The organism is Beggiatoa alba B18LD (assembly GCF_000245015.1).
In the GTDB taxonomy this organism is placed as follows: domain Bacteria; phylum Pseudomonadota; class Gammaproteobacteria; order Beggiatoales; family Beggiatoaceae; genus Beggiatoa; species Beggiatoa alba.
The window spans coordinates 1,895,412-1,915,964 of sequence record NZ_JH600070.1 but is presented as its reverse complement, the minus strand read 5'-3'; the positions used below and the strand labels follow the sequence as shown (position 1 = coordinate 1,915,964).

Genomic DNA, 20,553 nt, shown 5'->3' with positions numbered 1-20,553 from the left:
ACGATATTCAATAAGACAAACGATAAACTATCCGTTTGCAATGAGAAATGATGAGAAACTCAATAACCACACGCGCCCCGCCCTAGTGCTAAAGACCAAAGCGGAGCGCGTCTTAAGTTATTTTATCACTCTTTGCGGGTATATAATAATTGTGTGATTTGCTCAGAGACTAAACCAATTAAAAATATAAGGATAGCGGTTGTAAACAACACCGCGCCCATATTCGTAAAACGACCATCTGTAAAAAAAGTGTAGCCATAATAAGACAATGCCAACAAGAAAAAAGCCACACTCAACGAACCAAATAATTTTAATGGCGCGTATAACGTCCCAATTTTAAAAATAATCAATAAAAACCGTACCCCATCCCGAAATAAACGAATATGACTTTTACCAATCCGTTTATGTGCCACAATCGGAATATAACTCACACTATAACCTGCACGGAAAAATGCCATTGTAATCGTGGTCGGATAAGAAAACGTATTCGGCAATAACGATAAAAATTCCTTAAACAGCTTCGCCCGCACCGCCCGAAAACCCGATGTTAAATCAGCAATCGGCTGTTCAACCATCCAACTGGCTAAACGATTATAAAAAGTATTCGCAAATAAACGCGCCGTACTTGCCTGCGACTCCATGCCCCGCGCCCCGACAACCATATCATGCCCCTTATCAATCTCAGCCAATAACCGCTGAATATCTGCGGGGTCATGCTGACCGTCAGCATCCATAAATATCAAAATATCCCCTGTTGCCTGACGCGCCCCTGTTTTAATCGCCGCACCATTGCCTTTCCGATAAGGATGGCGAATAACTTTTGCCCCCATCCGTGTTGCAATCTCTGCCGAATTATCAGAAGAACCATCATCTACCACAATAATTTCTGCATGAGCATACAACGCAGTCAATTTTTGCAAAGTCCCTTCTAAAGCACCTGACTCATTTAAACAGGGTAAAATAATGCTAAGGCTTGTTGTTGTCATTTTCCTTCCCAGAAAAGTTGTTAGCGTTCGCAGGTTGTTGTGCGAGCAAAGCCTCACGAGTTAAGGCTTCTAAATTATCCAATTCACTGCTAAATAAATGACGATTTGTCAAAGTTAAGCGTTGGCGCATAGACTGAATTTGTTCTAAAACAGCCTGAAAATCCCGCATCTCAAATAACCAACGAATAACATTATAATGCAGCTGCGCATCATACGCTAAAGCCAATGATTTGTTAGCAATTTCTATTGCTAATGGCAAGTTTTTCTCGAAAAATAATAAATCGCTATAAATTGCATAAATATCTTTGCGATGTATAGAACTCTTTGGATTCTGAATTAAATTTTCTAAAATCGTATGCACTGTTTCACGAGAAACTAACGCACACTGTTGTTGCTTCTGCAAACCAACAATAGCATTAACCCCTTCTAAAGAACCATTACTCACACGACCTGTTTTGGTTTTTTCCAATAAAACAGACATATCAGGTGTTTGTACCTGTTCACTAAAACAGCGAAAAGCTAACCATAACAAATAAGGTGCACTATCCTCAGGACTTTGTGCAATCATCTGTTCATGATACTTCTGCGCTTGCGCAAATTGCCCAAAACTGGCCAAAACAGAAGCTGCCTGTGATTGCGCATAAAAAGATTGCGGTCTTTCTTGCGCCCAGACAACGGCTTGCTTAATCGGATTACTCCAAATATCAACTTCTAAAGCTGTTTTAAGCCCCATCATGACCACCCACAACCCCATTACCCCTATTAATACATGCCGTATAATCGGTTTCTCTATCCGCTGAATACCCCAGACAAAGCCATAAGCCACTATCCACAACATGCCAACCATCGCCAAATAGTTACGATGTTCAAAATAAATCACTAACGGAATAATGCTTGATTCTAAAAGATGACCACTAAAAAACCATAAAATCCCACTGGCAACAACCGTAAAACGCTTACGCCAATATAACGCCCCAACAAATAAGCCCCCTAAAAAAACGACTGACAATAAAGTTGTTATCGGCGTGAATAAAGCGCGACTAATAGGAAAATCATCTTGAAATAACCCGAAAGGATTTGTATTAATGAGAAAAATTTTAGATAAATAATCAACAAGCACATGACTTTGCGTTAATAACCGTTCAGTCAAATTAAAATCTCTAATCGTATAAATAGTTAAAAAATCATCAATTTTTGTTCCTAAATACCCTAAAAATAATAAAGTTGGCAAAAATAGAAAAAGACTTGCCCATATCCACCAAATACGGGGCTTAGGGGCAACGGTCAAAATACTCACTTCTAACGCTAACAGATAAAAAAGAATTAACACCCCGTTTTCTTTACTTAATACAGCCAATAACCCGCCACCCACTAAACCCAACGACATGAAAAATAAGGCTTGATAAGGTTTAACCGTTATCCATTGTCGACCATATAAATAAGTCATAATGCCAAATACAGTGAACAAGGTGGATAACTGCGTCATCCGTTGCACAACATACAAGGTTGTAGAAACATTTAAAGGATGAATTAACCACAGGCTACTACTTAATAAAGCAAATAATAACGCTTGATTTTCCGTCACTTTTAAATATTTTGTCAGTTGCAACGACAATATAAATAATAAACAACCGATTAATAAATGAATTCCTAAGTTGACTAACTTAAAAACCCAAACATTATTGGCTTGCCATGCGTCAACCTGTAAGGCAAAACTTAATAAAGAAATGGGTCTGCCCAATTCCCCCGCAATCCCTTGCCAAACAAACTTATTCCAATCTTCAGCCGTTTTAACACTGTTTAACTCACTCAAATTACTATAATCGTCAAACAGCACACCGCCTTGTAAACCTGACCAATACAAGCAGCCACAGAGAAATAACGCAACAATCAATCCTAAAAAATAACGTGTTTTTAAAGTCAAGTGCATAAAATTCATCGTAATAAATTAGTTATAAAAAGAGGTTCAGCATCTCTCACTGTGTGGGCTGCCCTTGCTCATTTTTAGGGTTAGAAAGCGCGATTTTAGCAATTTCACGTTGCCAAAAATCTAATTCATCTTTATAAATCAGACGTTGTAAAAAGCTAAACTGTTTTTCAATGTCAGCAAATGCCTGCACCGTATCTGCTTGACGATTAAGGCTTAATAGCCAAGCTAACCGCCAAAAACGATAATCAGGTGTGTCATCTTTTAACGCAATGGCTTGTTCAATCCCTTGCAATGCTTGCTCAAATTTTGATTGATGACTATAAAATAGAGACTGTAATACATACAAATTACGCTTATAACTGCCTGTTTGCGGGTTTTCTAATAAATATTGCAAGGTTTTTTCTACCGCTTCTACTGAGATGGCTTGACATCGCCCCGCCATTCGTTCATTAACAATGGTATTTAACGCCGCAATAGAGGCAGAATCTGCTCGCGCTGTTTTTACCTTATCATATAAGGCATTAATTTCTACATCGGTTAAATTTTCTTGGAAAAAACAACGTCTGCCATATAACAACAACATGGGGCCTGTTGCATTGGGAAATCTCACCAGCATTTCACGGTAAACTTGTTCGCTTTCTGCCTCAAATCCTAAAGAAATATACACAAAAGCTTTTAAAGACTGAGCAATGCGTGAATCTGGATGTTTTTCAGCCCATAAGTTTGATTGATATAAAGGGTTTACCCAAATTGTCGCTTGTACCCAGCAAAGATAGACCGCAAAACTTAACCATAATGCCCCTGAAAAAATGATAATCCCCTGCATTTTGCTTTGTTTAAGATAGTTATATAACCATAAACAGCCATACACCAAACCAAAACTAACCCCAACAAGGGGTAAATAATTGCGATGTTCAAAATACAGCATTAAAGGGATAACGCTAGATTCTAATAAATGTCCCGCAAAAAACCATAGAACACTGAATGAAAAAACAATAACCGTTTTTCTAAACCAAAACCCAGCAATTAGGAAAGCTAAAACTACCCCTGTGGTAAATAAGGTAATCGATGGTTCTAACAAGCTGTGAGAGAGCACATAGTCATCATGTGCTAAACCGAATTGCTCAGGATTTACAAGTAAAATTTGTAATAAATAATCAAATAAAACCCGCGATTGTGTTAATAATCGTTCAGTAACGGTAAAACCTAATGTGATGTAATTCTCGTGTGTTTTTTGGCTAAATCCAACGCTATACAACAGGTAAGCAATTAATAAGGCGCAAGGTAAATATAAAAAAACAAATTTCCAAGATTGCCAATAAACAGGGGTTTTTAACGATTGTAATAAGGTAAATTCTAAAACTAATAAGTAAAAGACTAATAAAACACCATTTTCTTTACTGAAAACTGCCAAAATACCGCAAATTACAACGGCACCGCTAACCGTAAAAAAGCCGATTTTTAATTTGTCCGCAGCTAATAAAAAACGTCCTTTTAAATACAGCACAATCCCCAATAAAATAAATAGGGTAGAAAGCTGTGCCATGCGTTGCACAACATATAAAGTTGTCGATATTTGAATGGGGTGGAATAACCAAATAGCCGTTGCTAAGAAAATGAGAATATGGCGTTGATGCGGAGAAAGTGCTGTTAATGGTGCAATAAGTACAAATATCCAAAAAACTAAGCTACCGTTTAATACATGAATCATTAAATTCACATATTTAAATGCTTGGATATCTGACCACGCATGATATTGTAATGCAAAGGATAAAAGAGAAATCGGGCGACCTAATTCCCCTGCTCCACCTTCTGTTACGAATTGACCAAATTTAAGCCAAAAATTATCTTCACTAAAATCTTTTAACGCATTGAGATTAGAAAAGTCATCCAGAATAAACATTCCTCCTAGGTAAGGGAGTAAGAGTAATACATGACTAATTAGTAAAAGGAAAAATAAAAACCCTAAAATGAATTCTGCGATTGAATAATGATTTAATAATTTCATGGCATAAGTGCTAAGGCTAAATTTTAGGGAGATTGCTCTACTGAAGAAACGCGCTCAAGTTCAGCTCGCCAAAACGCAATTTTGTCTTTATAGATATAGCGTTGTAAAAAGTTAAAATTTTTCTCAATTTCCACGAGTGCTTGTTTTGCCTGCGTAATTTTTCTTAAATTAATCAGCCAAGTCACCCGCCAAAAATAATGCGCTGGTTTATTATCATGTAGTGCAATCGCTTGGTCGAGACTATTTAAAGCGGCTGCAAACTGGGCTTTATAGGCATATAAAATAGACTGTAAAACATAAACATGACGTTTATGAATACTGGTAGATGGATTTTCTAATATAGCGGTTATTATCTTTTCAGTGACCGCTAAAGGAATCGCTGTACATTGTTGGTTTACTTGTTCAGTCACTATCACACTTAAAGCGGTTAATGTCGCTATATCTATTTTGGCTGTCTTCACTTTGTCTATGAAGAAATCAATTTCTACGGGGGCTAAAACCCGCTGAGATGAGAAGCAACGTCGGCTATACAAAAAAACAGTTGGTGAGGCTATTTCTGGAAATTTGCCAACCATTTTGTAATAAGTTTGCTCGGCTTCAGTTTCTAACCCAAGAGAAAGATAAGCAGAGGCGCGCATCGTTTGTGCGACTAATGAATTGGGATGTTTTTCTGCCCATAAATTTGCTTGATAGAGCGGATTAGCCCAAATTTTTGCTTGTACAGTACATAAGTAAACGGCAAATGATAACCATAACAAACTAAAAAAAACAATGAAATAGCGTATATTGCTTTTATTAAGATATGTAAAAAGCCAAAAAACACTATAAACAAGTCCAACGCTAATGCCCATTAATGGTAAGTAATTCCGATGCTCAAAATATAGCACGAGGGGAACAACGCTTGATTCTAATAGATGTCCAGCTAAAAACCATAACAGGCTAAAAGAAAAAATGAGGTACTTTTTTCTTAATCTAATCGCGGAAAGAAAGAGGATAATGAGGGAAACACTGGTAAAAAGAGTTATTGGCGGAGAAAGTAAGCTCCGAGAGGACATATAATCATCGTGCATTAAGCCATACTGTTCAGATGTTATTAATAATATTTGAGATAAATAATTAAACAGAATGCGACTTTGTGTTAAAAGTCGATCAATAACAGTGAGGTCTAAAGCGGTATAACTGGCATGAAATTTTTGGCTAAACAAAACACTAGCGAGTAAATAAGTAATTAATAGTAAACAAGGTATATAAAGAAAGCTAATTTTCCAGTATTGCCAATATCTTGGCGTTCTTAATTTTTGCAATAGTGTAAATTCTAATACTAATAAGTAAAAAACGAGTAATACACCGTTTTCTTTACTAAACGTAGCGAGAATTCCGCCCAATATCACGCCACAACTCACACTAAAAAAACCTAAACCCAAACGATTATCCGCTAATAAAAATCGCCCTTTTAAATATAAAAGAATTCCCAATAACATGAATAGCGTAGCAAGTTGTGCCATACGTTGCACAACATATAAAACCGTTGATATTTGTATTGGATGGAATAACCAAATAACAGTAACTAATAAGGCAAATGAATAACGTAGGGAGTTAGATTTTAAGAATAGCGGTGTCAGTAAAATGAGTATCCAAAAAATTAAACTGCCATTTAATAAATGAATCATTAAATTCACATATTTAAAGGCTTCAACTTCTACATTAAACCAAGATTGATATTGTAGTGCGAAAGAGAATAAAGAAATCGGGCGACCTAATTCCCCAGCACCGCCTTCGGTTATAAATTGGATAAGTTGTCGCCAGAAATTATCGGCATTGATATATTTCAACCCATCAAGGTTTGGGAAATCATCAAAAATAAATCCCCCGCCTAAATAGGGAGATAGCATAAATACATAGCTAATTAAGCATAAAAAAAATATCCCGCTAATTGTATAAGTTTGTAAATGAGGCGTTTGAATTAATGTCATAAGCGGGTGAATCAATTGAATGGATACTGTATTGATAGATTAGGTTAATCAGACAGCCCCACAAAATAAAAAACCCACCTTAAACTTAAGGTGGGTTTTTATGAGCCTAACTATGCAAGATTATTTGCAGTTGGTAGGAACATATTTGTAGATGTCGGCAGCAGGATCAGCGTAGCAAGTCCAAACTTTCTTCGTGGTGTTATAACCTAATTGGACTTTACCATTGATTTTGGTAAAGCTGGACATTTCTGCGTAGTAGGTTGCTAAACCAGTGTCTTTGTCTACGTTTTTGACGTATTTACCAATGGTTTTTGCGCTGATGGATTTGATTGGTGGGAATGTGCCTTTGTTGCTGTACCATTCTTCAACAGGGGTTTTTAAACCACCGAGTAATTGGACGGCTTCAGAGACTTGGGCTCTCTTGATGTAGTCGGTGTAAGCAGGAATTGCGATAGCAGCTAAAATACCGATAATCGCGACAACGATCATGAGCTCGATTAAGGTAAAACCTTTTTGAGTGGCTTTCATGGATGTTACTCCTAAAATTCGGTTAAAGTTTTTGTGTTGCCTGAGTAGAGTATTCAGTTTTTACTGTTCAGGCTACTTTCCTAGAGGCATAGAATGTGCCAATTTTTTAAAATCAAATAAGCTATTTATTTTATTAATTAAAAATTTGTATTATTCAGTAATCCCATTATCTGTCTATTCCTCACTTGTCTATTTTCAGCAGGTTTTATTGTTGTTCAACAGCACTTTTAGTGAGGAATTGTTTTATTCTCAGTTGTCTTCTTTCCTCACTAGGGGATTTGCCTCTATCATATAACGTTTTTTTTAACTTCTTTTAGGGAAAATCATGTCTGTCGAAACTGAGTTAAAACTGCGTTTTACGCCAGAAGATGCAGAAAAAATTAAGCAACATCCTTTATTAGTTGCTGTTCAACAAATGGGTGAACCTCAACGGTTGTATAACACTTATTTTGACACTGCTGATTGTGCATTATTAGAACGTGGTATTGGCTTGCGCATACGCCGTTTAGGGGATAAACGGATTCAAACCGTTAAAACAGCTGGGGCAGTCGTCAGTGGTTTACATCAGCGGGAAGAGTGGGAAACAGAAGTTTATAGTGATACGCCTGATTTTAAACTAATGCCAAAAAATTTATTGCCCAGTCGGTTTTTACATAAAAAAAATTTAAGAAATATTCTACCCATTTTTACAACCGATTTTGTACGGCAAATTTGGTTAATCGATTTTAATGGTAGTCATATTGAAGTCGCACTGGATCAAGGAGAGGTTAAAACCCTCACGAATCGTGTCCCCTTGCATGAGATTGAATTAGAGTTAAAAGCAGGGGTTGCAGAAAATCTTTATTTACTTGCCTTAAGTTTTCAAGATTATGTGCCTTTAATCATTGAGAATAAGAGTAAAGCAGCTCGTGGGTATGGGCTTTATGCCCCACGCTCTCCCCAATTTTATAAAGCGCAAGATGTCACCTTGACAGAACAGATGAGCGTTGAGGAAGCGTTCTCTCAAATTTTATGGCAATGTTTGGCGCATTTGCAGGCAAATGAAAATATGGTGTTGGCAGGCACTGACCCTGAGGGGGTGCATCAAATGCGCGTTGCCTTGCGACGGTTGCGCTCTTGTTTAAGTTTGTATAAACCGTTAATTCCTGTCAGTAGTTATGCTGAATTGCAGACGGAATTAAAGTGGTTAGGCAGTATTTTAGGAATGGCGCGGGATTGGGATGTATTCCATTTAAATATTCAGCAAATGAGTGCATCTGTTCATGATGCGCAGGTCTTAGCAGAATTACAGTCGATAAGTAGTGATTTTAAAAATCGGGCTTATGCATTAGTTCGTCAAAGTTTGCAAACACCGCGTTATAGTCGCTTATTATTATCTTTCAGCAGTTGGTTAACACAAAAATCTTGGCGGACTTGTGTAGATGAGACGGTATTAAATACGTTAGCGCAACCTGCTAGTCATTTTTCTGACCAGATATTAAGTTCATATGATAAGCGTATTAGTAAACGGGGCAAAAACCTGTTACAACTTTCTGCTGAAAAGCGTCATAAATTAAGAATTTTAATTAAGAAAATGGTTTATGGAAGCCGTTTCTTTGCAACGTTGTACCCTTCTAAATCGACGCGAGAATTTATTAAATCCTTGGCTCTTTTACAGGATGATTTGGGGATATTAAATGATTTAAATGTTGCAGATGAGTTATTAACACAGGCGGGAGTTGGTTTAGAAGCACCCATGCGCTATTTTCTAAAAGGTTGGTATGCGCATCAGCAAGCGAATCAATTGGAAACACTTTTTACGCATTGGCAGACATTTCAACAACAACGGGCTTTTTGGAAGTAGTGGCAAACAGATTAAAATAGACCTGAGTTCGGTGAGATTTTACGGAAAAGACAAGAGGCTGTCAGAATCAGGATTCACAGGATTAACCCGATTTTCAGGATAAAATCGGTTTAAGGTTTGTAATCCTGCGAATTGAGTTAATCCTGAAAATCCTGATTCAGACAAAAACAGACCTGCTAGATGTTGAAAACCTAGCAGGTTTGTTTTATTCATGATGCGTCAAAAAGTTTAATAGACTTAAGACTTATCTATAAATCAAATACGCTTAATTGAATGTCTTCTAACGCTTGGGCAATGCGGCTGCGTAACGTATTGATAGGTGAAAGGGCGATATCCATAAAAACAACACGGGCATGATGTAAAGGCACATTACGCTCAATAATGCTCAAAATCCCTTTATTGCCTAAGCTGTCGATGTAACTGTTATATAGATTTTTATCAACGGGCATTTCTGCCATGCCTTTAGATTCTTCGCTATCAATGCCTAGCTCTGGCAATTGTAAATAAGTAATGCCCAATGTGGCGCAGGCTTCATTCAATGTTTCCTTGTTAAATGCCATATCGCTGCTAATCGCATTTCGACGAATATCCACTAAAACGGTTACATTTGCTAATTGCAATAGCTCGCTTACTTGTTCCCAAGTACGATGTGCATATCCCATTGTAAAATGTTGATACTGATTAAGCCCTAAACGGCGATAATTCCAAACTAATTTTGCGTGGAATTGTGCCTGAATGGATAAACTCTCAGCTTCTTTTGCTGTAGAAATGGGGGAAGGTGTTGCTGTCTCAGGCGTATATTGAGGCAAGACATCGATAACTTCAGATTGACTCTCTTCTTGTTGCGTCAACTCTTTAACGATTTTTTTAACCAATGACGAAGTTGGCTTGCCATCGGGTGCCATTTCTACCGCTTTTTGCCATGCTTGCCGCTGTAGTTCAGGCTCTAACTTTACCAGCGGACGCGCTTGCGCCTCATTGTGTGGCATTGATAAACCGACAGGGCGTAAATTTTCGGTCACTTCAAACGCCTGAATTAAACGGTCAGCTTGACGACGAACAAAACCCCATTTTTCTTGGCAATACTCTTCAAAACTATTAAATTCTGCACGGTATAACCGCTTATCACGAATGGTTAATAAGGCTTCTCCAATGTCATAAAAAGTTTGTAATCCTGCTTTTACAATCGCCTCATGTTGGGCGAGTGCTTGAAATTCCTCAGGGCTTAAAGGGCTATCAGTTTGTTCTATTAAATTTGTCATAAGTCTTAAAAATATTTCTGTAAAAAAGAGAAAAGGATAAGTAACTATTTATAAATATTCACTTTTATATGCGGTGGCAAAATTTTTGCGTTTGACCTTTTACAGCATTTATTCCCGTTTTTATACAAGGTCAGCCACCATGCTACAAAAAATAATAACAAGCCTCTTCAGCATTCGAGAGGGCGAGGGCATGTTATTGCTCTTACTATTGGTGCAGTCCTTTTTTAATGATGTATCCGTCTTATTCTTTGACACCATTGCGAATACCTTATTTTTAGCGAATTTCGGTTCTCAACAATTACCCTACGTTTATATTTTATCTGCATTTGTTATTGTTATCGTAGGGATTTTTTATGCTCGCCTAGAAGCCTATTTATCCCCTACCCGTTTACTCATCACCATGATGTTTATCCTCTTATTTGCCGTATTGGGGTTTTATCTCTTTGCTTTACTGAGCAACGCAGATTCACTCGGCATGTTATTGATGATATGGCGGGGTGTGCATTTTACGTTAATTAATCTCGTTTTTTGGGCATTAATTGGATTTTTATTTAACGTCAGACAAGGCAAACGTTTATTTGGCTTAATTATTGGTGGTGAAGTTGTTGGTGATGTATTAGGCGGTATTACGGTTACACAGTTAGTTTCTGTCATCTCTACTGTGCACCTCATTCTATTTTCAGCGATTTGCATCGTGTTTTCGCTGATATTTATGTTTTACACCATTCATTATTATGCACATCAATTTCAATTAAACCCCGAAGAAGAACCAGAAATCGAGCGCAAACCCTTACATAAACTCTGGCAAGACCATTATTTAAAACTCTTTTTTATCCTCTCCATTATTTCCACCATTGGCGCGAATTTTACTGACTTTATCTTTTACGATACCGTAGAAGCCGCTTACAGTAGCGAAACAGAAATTGCTGCATTTTTCGGAACTTATTTTGCCATTCAAGGCATTATCAACCTACTCTTTACTACCTTATTATCAGGCAAATTATTAACCCATTATGGCGTTGGTTTAGGCTTAATCGCGCTTCCAACAAGCGTACTTTGCGGTTTAGGATTAGCCAGTGCTTTTGCACAACTAGAGACATTACCACATAGTTTTTTCTGGATTATTGTCGCAACCACTATGGCAGATGTTGTACTACGTCTCTCTTTAGAAACGCCGACCTTTAGAATTTTATATCAACCTTTTCTTTCTGGAGAACGCTTATATATTCAAGGGTTACGTGAATCTATTGTTGAACCATTAGCGGTAGGATTAGCAGGGGTTATTTTACTGATACTCAATAACTTCTTTCATTTATCAGGCTTGCAAATTGTTTACATTAACTTATTTATTCTACTTGCTTGGATAGCAACCGCAGCCCTGCTCCGTAAAGAATACACCAGCGTTTTACTCAGTGCCTTAGCTAAACACAAATTAGGGCGCGGCGCGTTAGAACTACACGACGGCTCAAGCATTGCTGTTTTACAGAAAGGGCTTGCAAGCTCACGCGCAACAGAAGTGATTTATTGTTTAGAACTCTTAGAAGAAATTGAGCATCAATCCTTGATTGATACCCTGATTAAACTATTAGAACATCCTGCTCCCTCAGTACGGGTTCACGTATTATACAAAATAGAAAAACACCCCATCCCCCGTGCATTAAACATGGTTAAAAAATGTATTCAACAGGAAAGTCATTCCGAAGTGATTGGTGCAGGATTACGCACTTTATGTGCATTACAAGAAGCAGAAGCCGTTGAATTTGTGCTTCCATACTTACAACATCCTGATACTGAAATTAAAAAAGGTGCAATGGTTGGATTATTACGCAGTAGCGGACTTGACGGTATTTTAGCCGCAGGGGAAACCCTCAACCAATTGTTATCCTCTGCAAATGTTGAAGAACGAAAGTTCTCGGCAAATGTGCTGGGCAATATTGGTATTACAACCTTTTACCGCCCATTACAAACCCTATTACAAGACCCCGATATTGAAGTCAGACAACAAGCCATTATTGCAACCAGCAAACTCAAAACAGTTAAATTAATTCCATTATTAATTGATAATTTAAGCCACTACGAACTACGTAACCAAGTTACACAAGTCTTAACCCAATTTGGCGAACAAATTCTACCTGCCGTTGAAGAAGCCTTTGAACGAAATCTATTAAATAACTTCTCCCGTGTTCGCTTATTACGGGTATGCGGTCGTATTGGTGGCTTGAAAATTCAAACTTTTTTACAAAAACAAACGGCTTTCCCTGCACAAGATGTCAGACAACAAGTTTTTGAATCCCTAGTTAATTGTGGTTATCGCGCGTTAGGAAAAGAAGCGAGACAACAAACTGTTAATTTAATTCATCAAGAAGTTGCAAATATGACCGCTTTACTAGCGAGTGTGCGAGATATTGGCGATGCGAGCGAAGATGCACTATTAATCCGTGCCTTACAACAAGAGATTAAAACAGGCTTAATGCAGACATTCTCCTTACTCTCTTTTCTCTATCCACGTCGGACTATTCAACGGGTTAAAGCCGAGCTATTACTTAGTTTACCCAAAGCCTTTTTACAAGAACGTCGCGCATATGCACTTGAAGCATTAGATAATTTATTACCACAAGACTTAAAAGGGCTCATTTTCCCTTTTTTAGACGATGTTCCCCCAATTGCGCAACTACAACGCTTACAAAATCAGTTTCCACAAACAGCTCTCAGCCGTGAGCAACGTTTATTAATGCTATTAACACGTCCAACCGATAAAGGCAGTACATGGACGCGGGCTTGCGTATTATTCAGTATTGGACAAAATCCTGAACCGCTGTTCTATGAAGCCGTTAAACATAACGCAAACTACACTGATTTTGTGGTGAAAGAAACCGCAAATTGGGTATTAGCAAAATTTACACATCCACTTGATACAAGCATACAAGTTGCACAATAAACAGGAAAACAAGACAGTGACTAATTTCTAATACAACCCCAGCTTTGCAATATTTATGAAATAAAACAAAGACCTGATAGACTTTCAAAATCTAGCGGGTCTTTGTTTGTCTGAATCAGAATTCACAGAATTTTCAGAATTAAAAAGCGTGATTCGCATTAATTTCTTGGTTTAAGGGGTTTAAATCCTGTTAATTCTGATTCAGACAAGCTGTTGTCTTTTTTAAAAGAAATTCGCCGAACTCAGGTTACATTATGCTTTTGTTCTAATTTCATCAATAAAGCGTGCAGAAACGCCATTAACCAAAGAACGATTAATCATCGGATGGTCTTCATCTTTTGCCCCGAAATCCGTATCAGGATGATAAGCAATCACCACTAATTCATCATTCGCATCAGTATGAAATGAATGAATAGTATCTGTTGGAATGACAAAAATATCTCCCACGACTAACGGCACTTGATGGTCAGGTGTTGCACAAATCCCATGCCCACGAATAACCATCCCTATCCTAACACTGGGATGTGTATGCGGAGTTTGATGCGTATTTACAGGGAAAAACAGCGCGTTTAAGCACGCATCCCCAAATTTAACAGGAGGCACTAATAAAGAATCGGTACACCCATCGATATACCGTAACCGCCCTAAAGGTTCAACTTCTCCGCCAATACTGAACATGCCGCGATAATTCAAGCGTTCAATAATAATCGCTTGCCCATTCATCGCCTTAATTTCGCCCGCAGTCACACACGCATACATCCCCGCATAAACAGGCAAATTATAATGTCCTGTTAAGACACTATGTCCTTGATGCTGATATAAAAAACAAGTGCTATTTTCAGGTACAGTAAATTTAGCATTGCCTGACAATTCATACAGCTTAGAAGGAAATATATCCGTTGATTCGTCATATAATAAATTTACTTGAGGAATAACGCTGGAGGCAGGAAATTTAAATAAATTAACGATATGCATAACTTCAATAGACATCCCATTGATAAAAATTAACTTAAGAGTGAGTGCTCCGCTATTGCGAGCGGCTAAAGGCTATTTAACTCTGTTGACTTCGTCAATTGAGAATTACCCTGTTTAAAACAATCTAATATTAAATTGATAAAAATCAAGCAAATAAATATTTATCAATGTAAACAGTGTATTATTTTTATCTTCAAGTATTCACATCATAAAGGTATAATTAAAAGTTTTTAGTCATCGTTTAGAATTTATGCTAAAGCTCTAAAAACCCCCCCTGTCATCAGGTCTGTACACTGACTTCATAAAGGAAAGGGAGCTATTCGTATAAATTCTTTAGTATTTTTAGGTTGTCTTCTGCTTTCTTTTTGATGGGGAGGTACACAAATAATGGAAGACAAAATTGCTTTGCACGGGTTCAATAACCTAACTAAAAGCTTAAGCTTTAACATTTACGATATTTGCTACACACAACGTGCGACCGAGCGGGAAGAATTTCTCGCTTACACCAATGAAATGTGTAGCGCGCAAAAATTAGAAACGATACTTTCTGATGTCTGCGATATCATCGGCGCACATGTCCTAAGCGTCTCCACGCAAGATTATGAACCTATGGGCGCGAGCGCGACATTTTTAATCGCGGAAGAGCCTGTTTCTCAACCTGTTACCCTCAAACGTCCTGAACAAACTAAGCCTAAAAGTAACAATCCCTTTTTAGTCGCACACTTGGATAAAAGCCATTTAGCCGCACATACCTATCCTGAAGGCAGTTCTAAAACGGGTATTTCTACCTTCCGCGTTGATATAGACATCGCTACCTGTGGGCATATTTCCCCCTTGAAAGCGTTAAATTATCTCCTACGGGCGTTTGATTCTGATGTCGTTTCTGTTGACTATCGCGTGCGCGGTTTCACCCGTGATGTCCGTGGCAGAAAACACTTTATAGACCATAAAATTTACTCTATTCAAGAGTATATCGCCTCAGAGATTTTACAACGTTATCAGACAGTAGATATTAACGTCTATCAAGAAAATCTCTTTCATACCAAGATGCTCTTAAAAGATGTCAAACTCACCGATTATCTATTTGGGATGAAAGATGAAAATTGGAGCGAAGCCGAACGGCAACGTGTCACGACTTTGTTACATCAAGAAATGACAGAAATTTTTTACGGCAAAAATATTTTCCACGCCTAACCCCTGTCTTTTCTCATCAAAAAGGTCGAGAAAAAGGTCGAGTTTTTATGCGATAGCGTAAGCTGCTATGCATCACAAAACTCGACCTTACTTATTTTGATAAGACCGCATTCGAAGGATTCAGTATGTCTGTTGATATTACACACGATTTTTATAACGGTTGGTATTTAGAACGTAGTCGTGGCTGGGCGTTAGGTTTAGCCTTAGAAAACAAATTGTTCGAAAAACAATCTGCTTACCAAAAAATCACCGTTTACCAAACACAAACTTTTGGCAAACTCTTGTTATTAGATGACATTATTATGGTCACGGAACGCGATGAGTTTGTTTATCATGAAATGATGGCACATGTCCCACTGAACGTACATCCTAACCCTGAGCGCGTGCTCGTGATTGGGGGCGGAGATGGGGGCACAATTCGTGAAATCGTCAAACATCCCGCTGTTAAAGAAGCCGTATTAGTTGAAATCGATATCGATGTGATTAATACCGCCCGCGACTATTTCCCCAGTATTGCCAGTGAATTATCTAACCCAAAAGTTAAAGTATTGGCAGAGGATGGCGTTGCTTACATTCGTAATAATCAAAATTACTTTGATGTCATTATGATAGATTCATCCGACCCGATAGGCTTTGCAGAAGGTTTATTTCAGGCTGATTTTTATCAAGATGTGTATAACGCCTTAAAACCCGATGGCATTATGACCAATCAAACCGATAGCCCTTTGTTATCGCCGATGATTGTGGAAAAGACTTATTGTGAAATGCAGAAAGTTTTCCAACATTTATTTATGTATCAAGGCTATTGTTTAACTTATCCCGGTGGATATTGGACATTTGGATTTGCCTCAAAACGGTATCACCCCTTAAACGATTTTGACCCTAAACGTGCTCAAGCGAAGGGATTAAAAACCAAACATTACAATAGCCATTTACATAAAGGAGCGTTTTATTTGCCCAATTTTGCCCTAGCCACTTTACCCGCGACTTGTGAACAAGTTCATTGGGTGCATGGATAATCAGTTGTAAAACAATGTATAGTAAATGTAACCTGAGCACAGAAAGATTATTTTAAAAACAACAGTTTGCCTGAATCAGAATTCACAGAATGAGCAGAATTAAAAAGCGTGATTTGCATTAATTTCTTGGTTTAAGGGGTTTAAATCCTGTTAATTCTGAAAATCCTGATTTAGACAAACGCTTGTCTTTTTAAAAGAAACTCGCCGAGCTCAGGGTATTTTAGAAAAATCGTAATAATTCATTTTCAGGATGATTCATCTTTATTTTTTGCTAATTCATGTTGCATATCAGGTACCATGCCATAAGGTAATACCATCAGGACTTTGGGTTGTTGGCTTGTGCCTTGTGCTTGGACAATCACTTCATAGGCTTGCTGATTACGTAAGCCAACCTCTTCAGTTGTTTCTTCGGTTTCTTCATCATAAGTGGTTTTTGTTTCTAATGGTTTTTGTGATACAGCTCGACTTTTTGGCTCAATCACTATGGTGTAGTAATTACTGGATGCAAAATTAATCCATGGTATAAATTCAGCAATTTGATTGGGTTTTAAAACATTATTAAAATCTTGTTGGGTTTTTATCTCTTTGGTTTTACGTAATTGAATGATTTTATCAACCGCTTCAGCATCTAATCCTGGTAATAATAATAAGGCTTCGCGCGTTGCTAAGTTAGGATTAACGCCCGTAGAACTTCCGTAAACGGTGAACGCGGAATACATGGAAACATTTTTAAAAACATCTTTAAAGCCTTTAATCAACAGTAATTCTTCTACGGTTTCAATCACGCCATTACGGGGGACGTAAGGTGGTTCTAAGTCTTCATAGTAATCTTTTTCCGCACCGCCTAAGCGTTTCATATCATCTGCGTCGACCCAGTCTTGCCATGCATCGTCTAATTTAGATAATTCTTCGGGTTTATCACCAATGATTTTTTTAAGAATTTGCCGCATTTGTTGCGTGGTTAGGCGTTGTACATTGATTTTTCCCACTTCGTCGTAAATACGCACATTAACGCTATCAGGTTGTGTATAAGCAAGATTTAGCACTTGTCCATTAAATTTATAGGCGGGATTTTTGCGCTCGGCAGGTGACAGTTTATTTTCGGGGTCATCTGGTGACAGGGGCATACGGGCAAGCATTAGTTCCATTTGTGCCATATTCAGGGCTTTGAGTGTATCGCTCCATTGTTGAAGATTGTCTTGGTTGTGAAAAACGGTTTTTGCAGACAAGCGCGTTTCGCTGGCTAGGACGGCAACAAGCACAGCAGCCATTGCTACAAACCAGAGAATCGCAATAAGAATAAAACCTTGTTGAGGGGGACGCATAGTAGGCTCTGTTTTTTTGAATATGGTGCGAGTGACTCGCACCGTGTGTTTTTATGCAATAGTAATGCAGAAAAAAGCGTTTACCATTTTATTGAGCGGGTTGTTGTGTGGCGGATTCTCCCGCGTAGGCTTGACGACCAACAATGCTTTCAATAGCATCCATAAAGTTGTTGCCCAGTGTGTAAACATTCATATCATTAGGCAGATAGCCTTTAACGTTTTGGTGAGCGGACGCTAATGATTTAGCAATTTCAACTTTCACATAAGAATCAGAGCCTTCTACTGCAAATGCACTGAGTTTTAAGCGTTGGGCTTCTGCTTCGGATTTACCAATAGCGATAATCCCTTCTGCTTCTAAGATGCGTGCATCTCGTGTACCTGTAGCTTCAAGGACTAATTTTTGTTGTTGGGCTTCTGCATGTAGAACGACTTGCCGTTTAGAGGCTTCGGCAGCAAGCATTGATTGTTGTGATTCTTTTTCAGCGTTTAAAATCCCGACTTGTTTATCGCGTTCTGCTTCGACAACACGGCGTTTTAAATCGGCTTGAGCTTCTGCTTCTGCGCGTAGGGCTTCGGATTGGGCGGCTTTGGTTTGTTCATCCGCTTTTAAACGACGTTGGGTTGCTACCTGTCTTTCGGTGATTTCTCCAATATATTTGGGGTCTAGGCGGATGCCTTCAATCACAAAGTTTTCTACAATCACTCCTCGGCTTCGTAGTTCTCCGCGTTCATCAACCAGTGCGGTGAATATATCTGTTTGTAATTTCACTAAGCCTTGACCTGAATAGGCTTCGATAGCGGTGCGTTTAGTTGCTTCATCCTTCACGACGCGCATAACGACGGGGCGTAGCATTTTTTCTTCAATATTGTCGCGGACAGTTCTGTGAATATCGACGACTTTTGCAGCGTCTATACGCCATTGCACATTAAGGGATATGTGCATGTCTTGTCCTTCGGAGGATTGAACAAGATAGGAGTCTTTTTCCCGTCCTTCTGCAAACTCTTGATTATAAGCCTTATCATTCATGACAAAGACTTGTAGTGATAAAGGATAAGTAAACATGGTTTGCGAAAACCCTGGAAATAAAAAGTAGGTTCGTGCGGGATAAGGCTCAACTTGTACCCCGCCTGTCCATGTTTCTAAAACGCCGACTTGATTACCGTTGACGGTTTCTATTTTTAAAAGTAAAGGCATCAGTATGCTGATGGCAACTAACGATATAATCAGTCCTATTAACCAGCCAATTCCTGTTTTTATCTGAGAGATGAAGCCACTAGTGGCAGGCAATTTACTATTCATTGTGATGAACTCCTTTAGGATGGAATAAATAAGGTTAAGACTTCATTTAAAAAACGTTGTCCTGTTGGGGTTGTTTGAATTTGTTCTCCTGTTTGTGTCAACCAGCCACGTTGTTGTGCTTCGGTTAAATAATCGCTTAAACAGCTTGGTGATAAGCCTGTGTGTTGCGTAAATAATGACAGTTCAAATCCTGCATTTAAGCGTAGCGCATTGAGCATAAATTCAAAAATGGCATCCGCTTTGGTGATGGATTGTTGAGTTGCTAATACTGCCGTTGTTTGTGCAGTTTCTATATAAGTGCGGGGATGACGTTGTTTACTATAACGGGTAATTGTGCCTGTAGCTGCATCAGAAATTTTGGCATGTGCGCCCGCACCAATCCCCAAATAATCACCGAACGTCCAATAGTTGATATTGTGTTGACAATACTGCTGATTACGAGCATAGGCTGAAACCTCGTATTGTTCATAGCCTTGAGCGGCTAATAATGTTTGTCCTGCGTTTTGAATATCCCAGCAATTATCATCATCAGGCAAAACAGGCGGATGGTGATAAAACCACGTATTAGGCTCTATGGTTAATTGATACCATGATAAATGTGACGGTTGCGCGTTGATTGCGATATTTAAATCAGTTAAGGCAAGCTCGACCGTTTGTTGGGGTAAACCAAACATTAAGTCGAGATTAAACTGCTTAAATCCTGCTTGATGAATGGCTTCAATAGCTTGCAAAGCAATTTTACTGTCATGTACACGTCCTAACGCTTGCAAAGCGGTATCAGAAAAACTTTGAACGCCTAACGATAAACGGTTAATACCTGCTTGGCGGAAACCTTGAAAACGTGCATTGTCAACCGTGCTGGGATTGGCTTCAAGCGTGATTTCTGCCTGTGGCAACACACGGATACGGCTACGAATTGCCATTAATAAGCGGTCTATTGCATCGGGTGAAAAAATGCTCGGTGTTCCTCCGCCAAAAAAAATACTGCTGACTGTTCGCCCCCAAACTTTGGGTAAATCTTGCTCTAAATCAGCGATTAGCGCATCAATATAAGCCTGTTCGGGTAAGGCATCATTGACCTCGTGTGAGTTAAAATCACAATAAGGACATTTACGTACACAATAAGGAATGTGAATATATAAACTCAATGGCGGTAGGGTTGTAAAATGAAACATGACAAATCATTAGCTCGTAGAGAGTGATATACTAAAAGTGTATAGTTTAGGCTAATTCTGTGAAAATATTACGGTTAGTAATTAAACGCTTCAAGGA

14 protein-coding genes are annotated in these 20,553 nt (G+C 38.4%); 4 read left to right on the top strand and 10 right to left on the bottom strand.

The window, feature by feature from the left end; all coding sequences use genetic code 11:
* Positions 1 to 125: 125 nt before the first annotated feature.
* From BEGALDRAFT_RS07795 to BEGALDRAFT_RS07775, 5 genes are all read right to left on the bottom strand, one after another.
* Positions 126 to 986 carry a glycosyltransferase family 2 protein gene (locus tag BEGALDRAFT_RS07795; RefSeq protein ID WP_002685422.1) on the bottom strand — a complete coding sequence of 287 codons (861 nt, stop codon included), beginning with the start codon at positions 984 to 986 and terminating at the stop codon, positions 126 to 128.
* Positions 967 to 2,916 carry a hypothetical protein gene (locus tag BEGALDRAFT_RS18125; protein WP_002685419.1) on the bottom strand — a complete coding sequence of 650 codons (1,950 nt, stop codon included), beginning with the start codon at positions 2,914 to 2,916 and terminating at the stop codon, positions 967 to 969. Before BEGALDRAFT_RS18125 ends, BEGALDRAFT_RS07795 begins: the two co-directional genes overlap by 20 nt.
* 46 nt (positions 2,917 to 2,962) lie before the next feature.
* Positions 2,963 to 4,819, bottom strand: a complete 1,857-nt coding sequence (locus tag BEGALDRAFT_RS07785; RefSeq protein WP_232281976.1) for a hypothetical protein — start codon at positions 4,817 to 4,819, stop codon at positions 2,963 to 2,965.
* 128 nt (positions 4,820 to 4,947) lie between these two features.
* Positions 4,948 to 6,897: a hypothetical protein gene (locus BEGALDRAFT_RS18120; protein ID WP_002685415.1), complete on the bottom strand. Its 1,950-nt coding sequence runs from the start codon at positions 6,895 to 6,897 to the stop codon at positions 4,948 to 4,950.
* A 120-nt stretch (positions 6,898 to 7,017) separates the two neighbouring features.
* Positions 7,018 to 7,425: a pilin gene (locus BEGALDRAFT_RS07775; protein WP_002685413.1), complete on the bottom strand. Its 408-nt coding sequence runs from the start codon at positions 7,423 to 7,425 to the stop codon at positions 7,018 to 7,020.
* A gap of 325 nt (positions 7,426 to 7,750) precedes the next feature.
* On the opposite strand from BEGALDRAFT_RS07775, the gene BEGALDRAFT_RS07770 reads away from it, so the two are divergent.
* Positions 7,751 to 9,268 (top strand): CYTH and CHAD domain-containing protein, encoded by a 1,518-nt coding sequence (locus BEGALDRAFT_RS07770; protein WP_002685411.1) that lies wholly within the window; start codon positions 7,751 to 7,753, stop codon positions 9,266 to 9,268.
* 248 nt (positions 9,269 to 9,516) lie between these two features.
* On the opposite strand, the gene BEGALDRAFT_RS18115 is transcribed toward BEGALDRAFT_RS07770, so the two are convergent.
* A complete protein-coding gene (locus BEGALDRAFT_RS18115; protein WP_002685407.1) occupies positions 9,517 to 10,530 on the bottom strand; it encodes a DUF488 domain-containing protein in 1,014 nt (337 codons plus the stop codon).
* A 139-nt stretch (positions 10,531 to 10,669) separates the two neighbouring features.
* Here BEGALDRAFT_RS18115 and BEGALDRAFT_RS07760 point away from each other — a divergent pair, with 139 nt between their 5' ends.
* Positions 10,670 to 13,468 carry a HEAT repeat domain-containing protein gene (locus BEGALDRAFT_RS07760; protein WP_081484156.1) on the top strand — a complete coding sequence of 933 codons (2,799 nt, stop codon included), beginning with the start codon at positions 10,670 to 10,672 and terminating at the stop codon, positions 13,466 to 13,468.
* Positions 13,469 to 13,720: 252 nt separating this feature from the next.
* Here BEGALDRAFT_RS07760 and BEGALDRAFT_RS07755 read toward each other — a convergent pair whose 3' ends face one another.
* On the bottom strand, positions 13,721 to 14,443 hold the full coding sequence (locus BEGALDRAFT_RS07755) for a cupin domain-containing protein (protein ID WP_232281975.1): 723 nt from the start codon (positions 14,441 to 14,443) through the stop codon (positions 13,721 to 13,723).
* A 387-nt stretch (positions 14,444 to 14,830) separates the two neighbouring features.
* Between BEGALDRAFT_RS07755 and speD the strand changes: the two genes are divergently transcribed.
* Both speD and speE read left to right on the top strand, forming a co-directional pair.
* A complete protein-coding gene (gene speD, locus BEGALDRAFT_RS07750) occupies positions 14,831 to 15,637 on the top strand; it encodes an adenosylmethionine decarboxylase (protein ID WP_002685403.1) in 807 nt (268 codons plus the stop codon).
* Positions 15,638 to 15,762: 125 nt separating this feature from the next.
* Positions 15,763 to 16,656: a polyamine aminopropyltransferase gene (gene speE, locus BEGALDRAFT_RS07745; RefSeq protein WP_002685402.1), complete on the top strand. Its 894-nt coding sequence runs from the start codon at positions 15,763 to 15,765 to the stop codon at positions 16,654 to 16,656.
* Positions 16,657 to 16,901: 245 nt separating this feature from the next.
* Here speE and BEGALDRAFT_RS07740 read toward each other — a convergent pair whose 3' ends face one another.
* From BEGALDRAFT_RS07740 to hemW, 3 genes are all read right to left on the bottom strand, one after another.
* A complete protein-coding gene (locus BEGALDRAFT_RS07740) occupies positions 16,902 to 17,981 on the bottom strand; it encodes a type II secretion system minor pseudopilin (protein ID WP_002685401.1) in 1,080 nt (359 codons plus the stop codon).
* 88 nt (positions 17,982 to 18,069) lie between these two features.
* Positions 18,070 to 19,281, bottom strand: a complete 1,212-nt coding sequence (locus BEGALDRAFT_RS07735; RefSeq protein ID WP_002685400.1) for an SPFH domain-containing protein — start codon at positions 19,279 to 19,281, stop codon at positions 18,070 to 18,072.
* Between the two features lie 14 nt (positions 19,282 to 19,295).
* On the bottom strand, positions 19,296 to 20,456 hold the full coding sequence (gene hemW, locus BEGALDRAFT_RS07730) for a radical SAM family heme chaperone HemW (RefSeq protein WP_002685399.1): 1,161 nt from the start codon (positions 20,454 to 20,456) through the stop codon (positions 19,296 to 19,298).
* Positions 20,457 to 20,553: the final 97 nt, after the last annotated feature.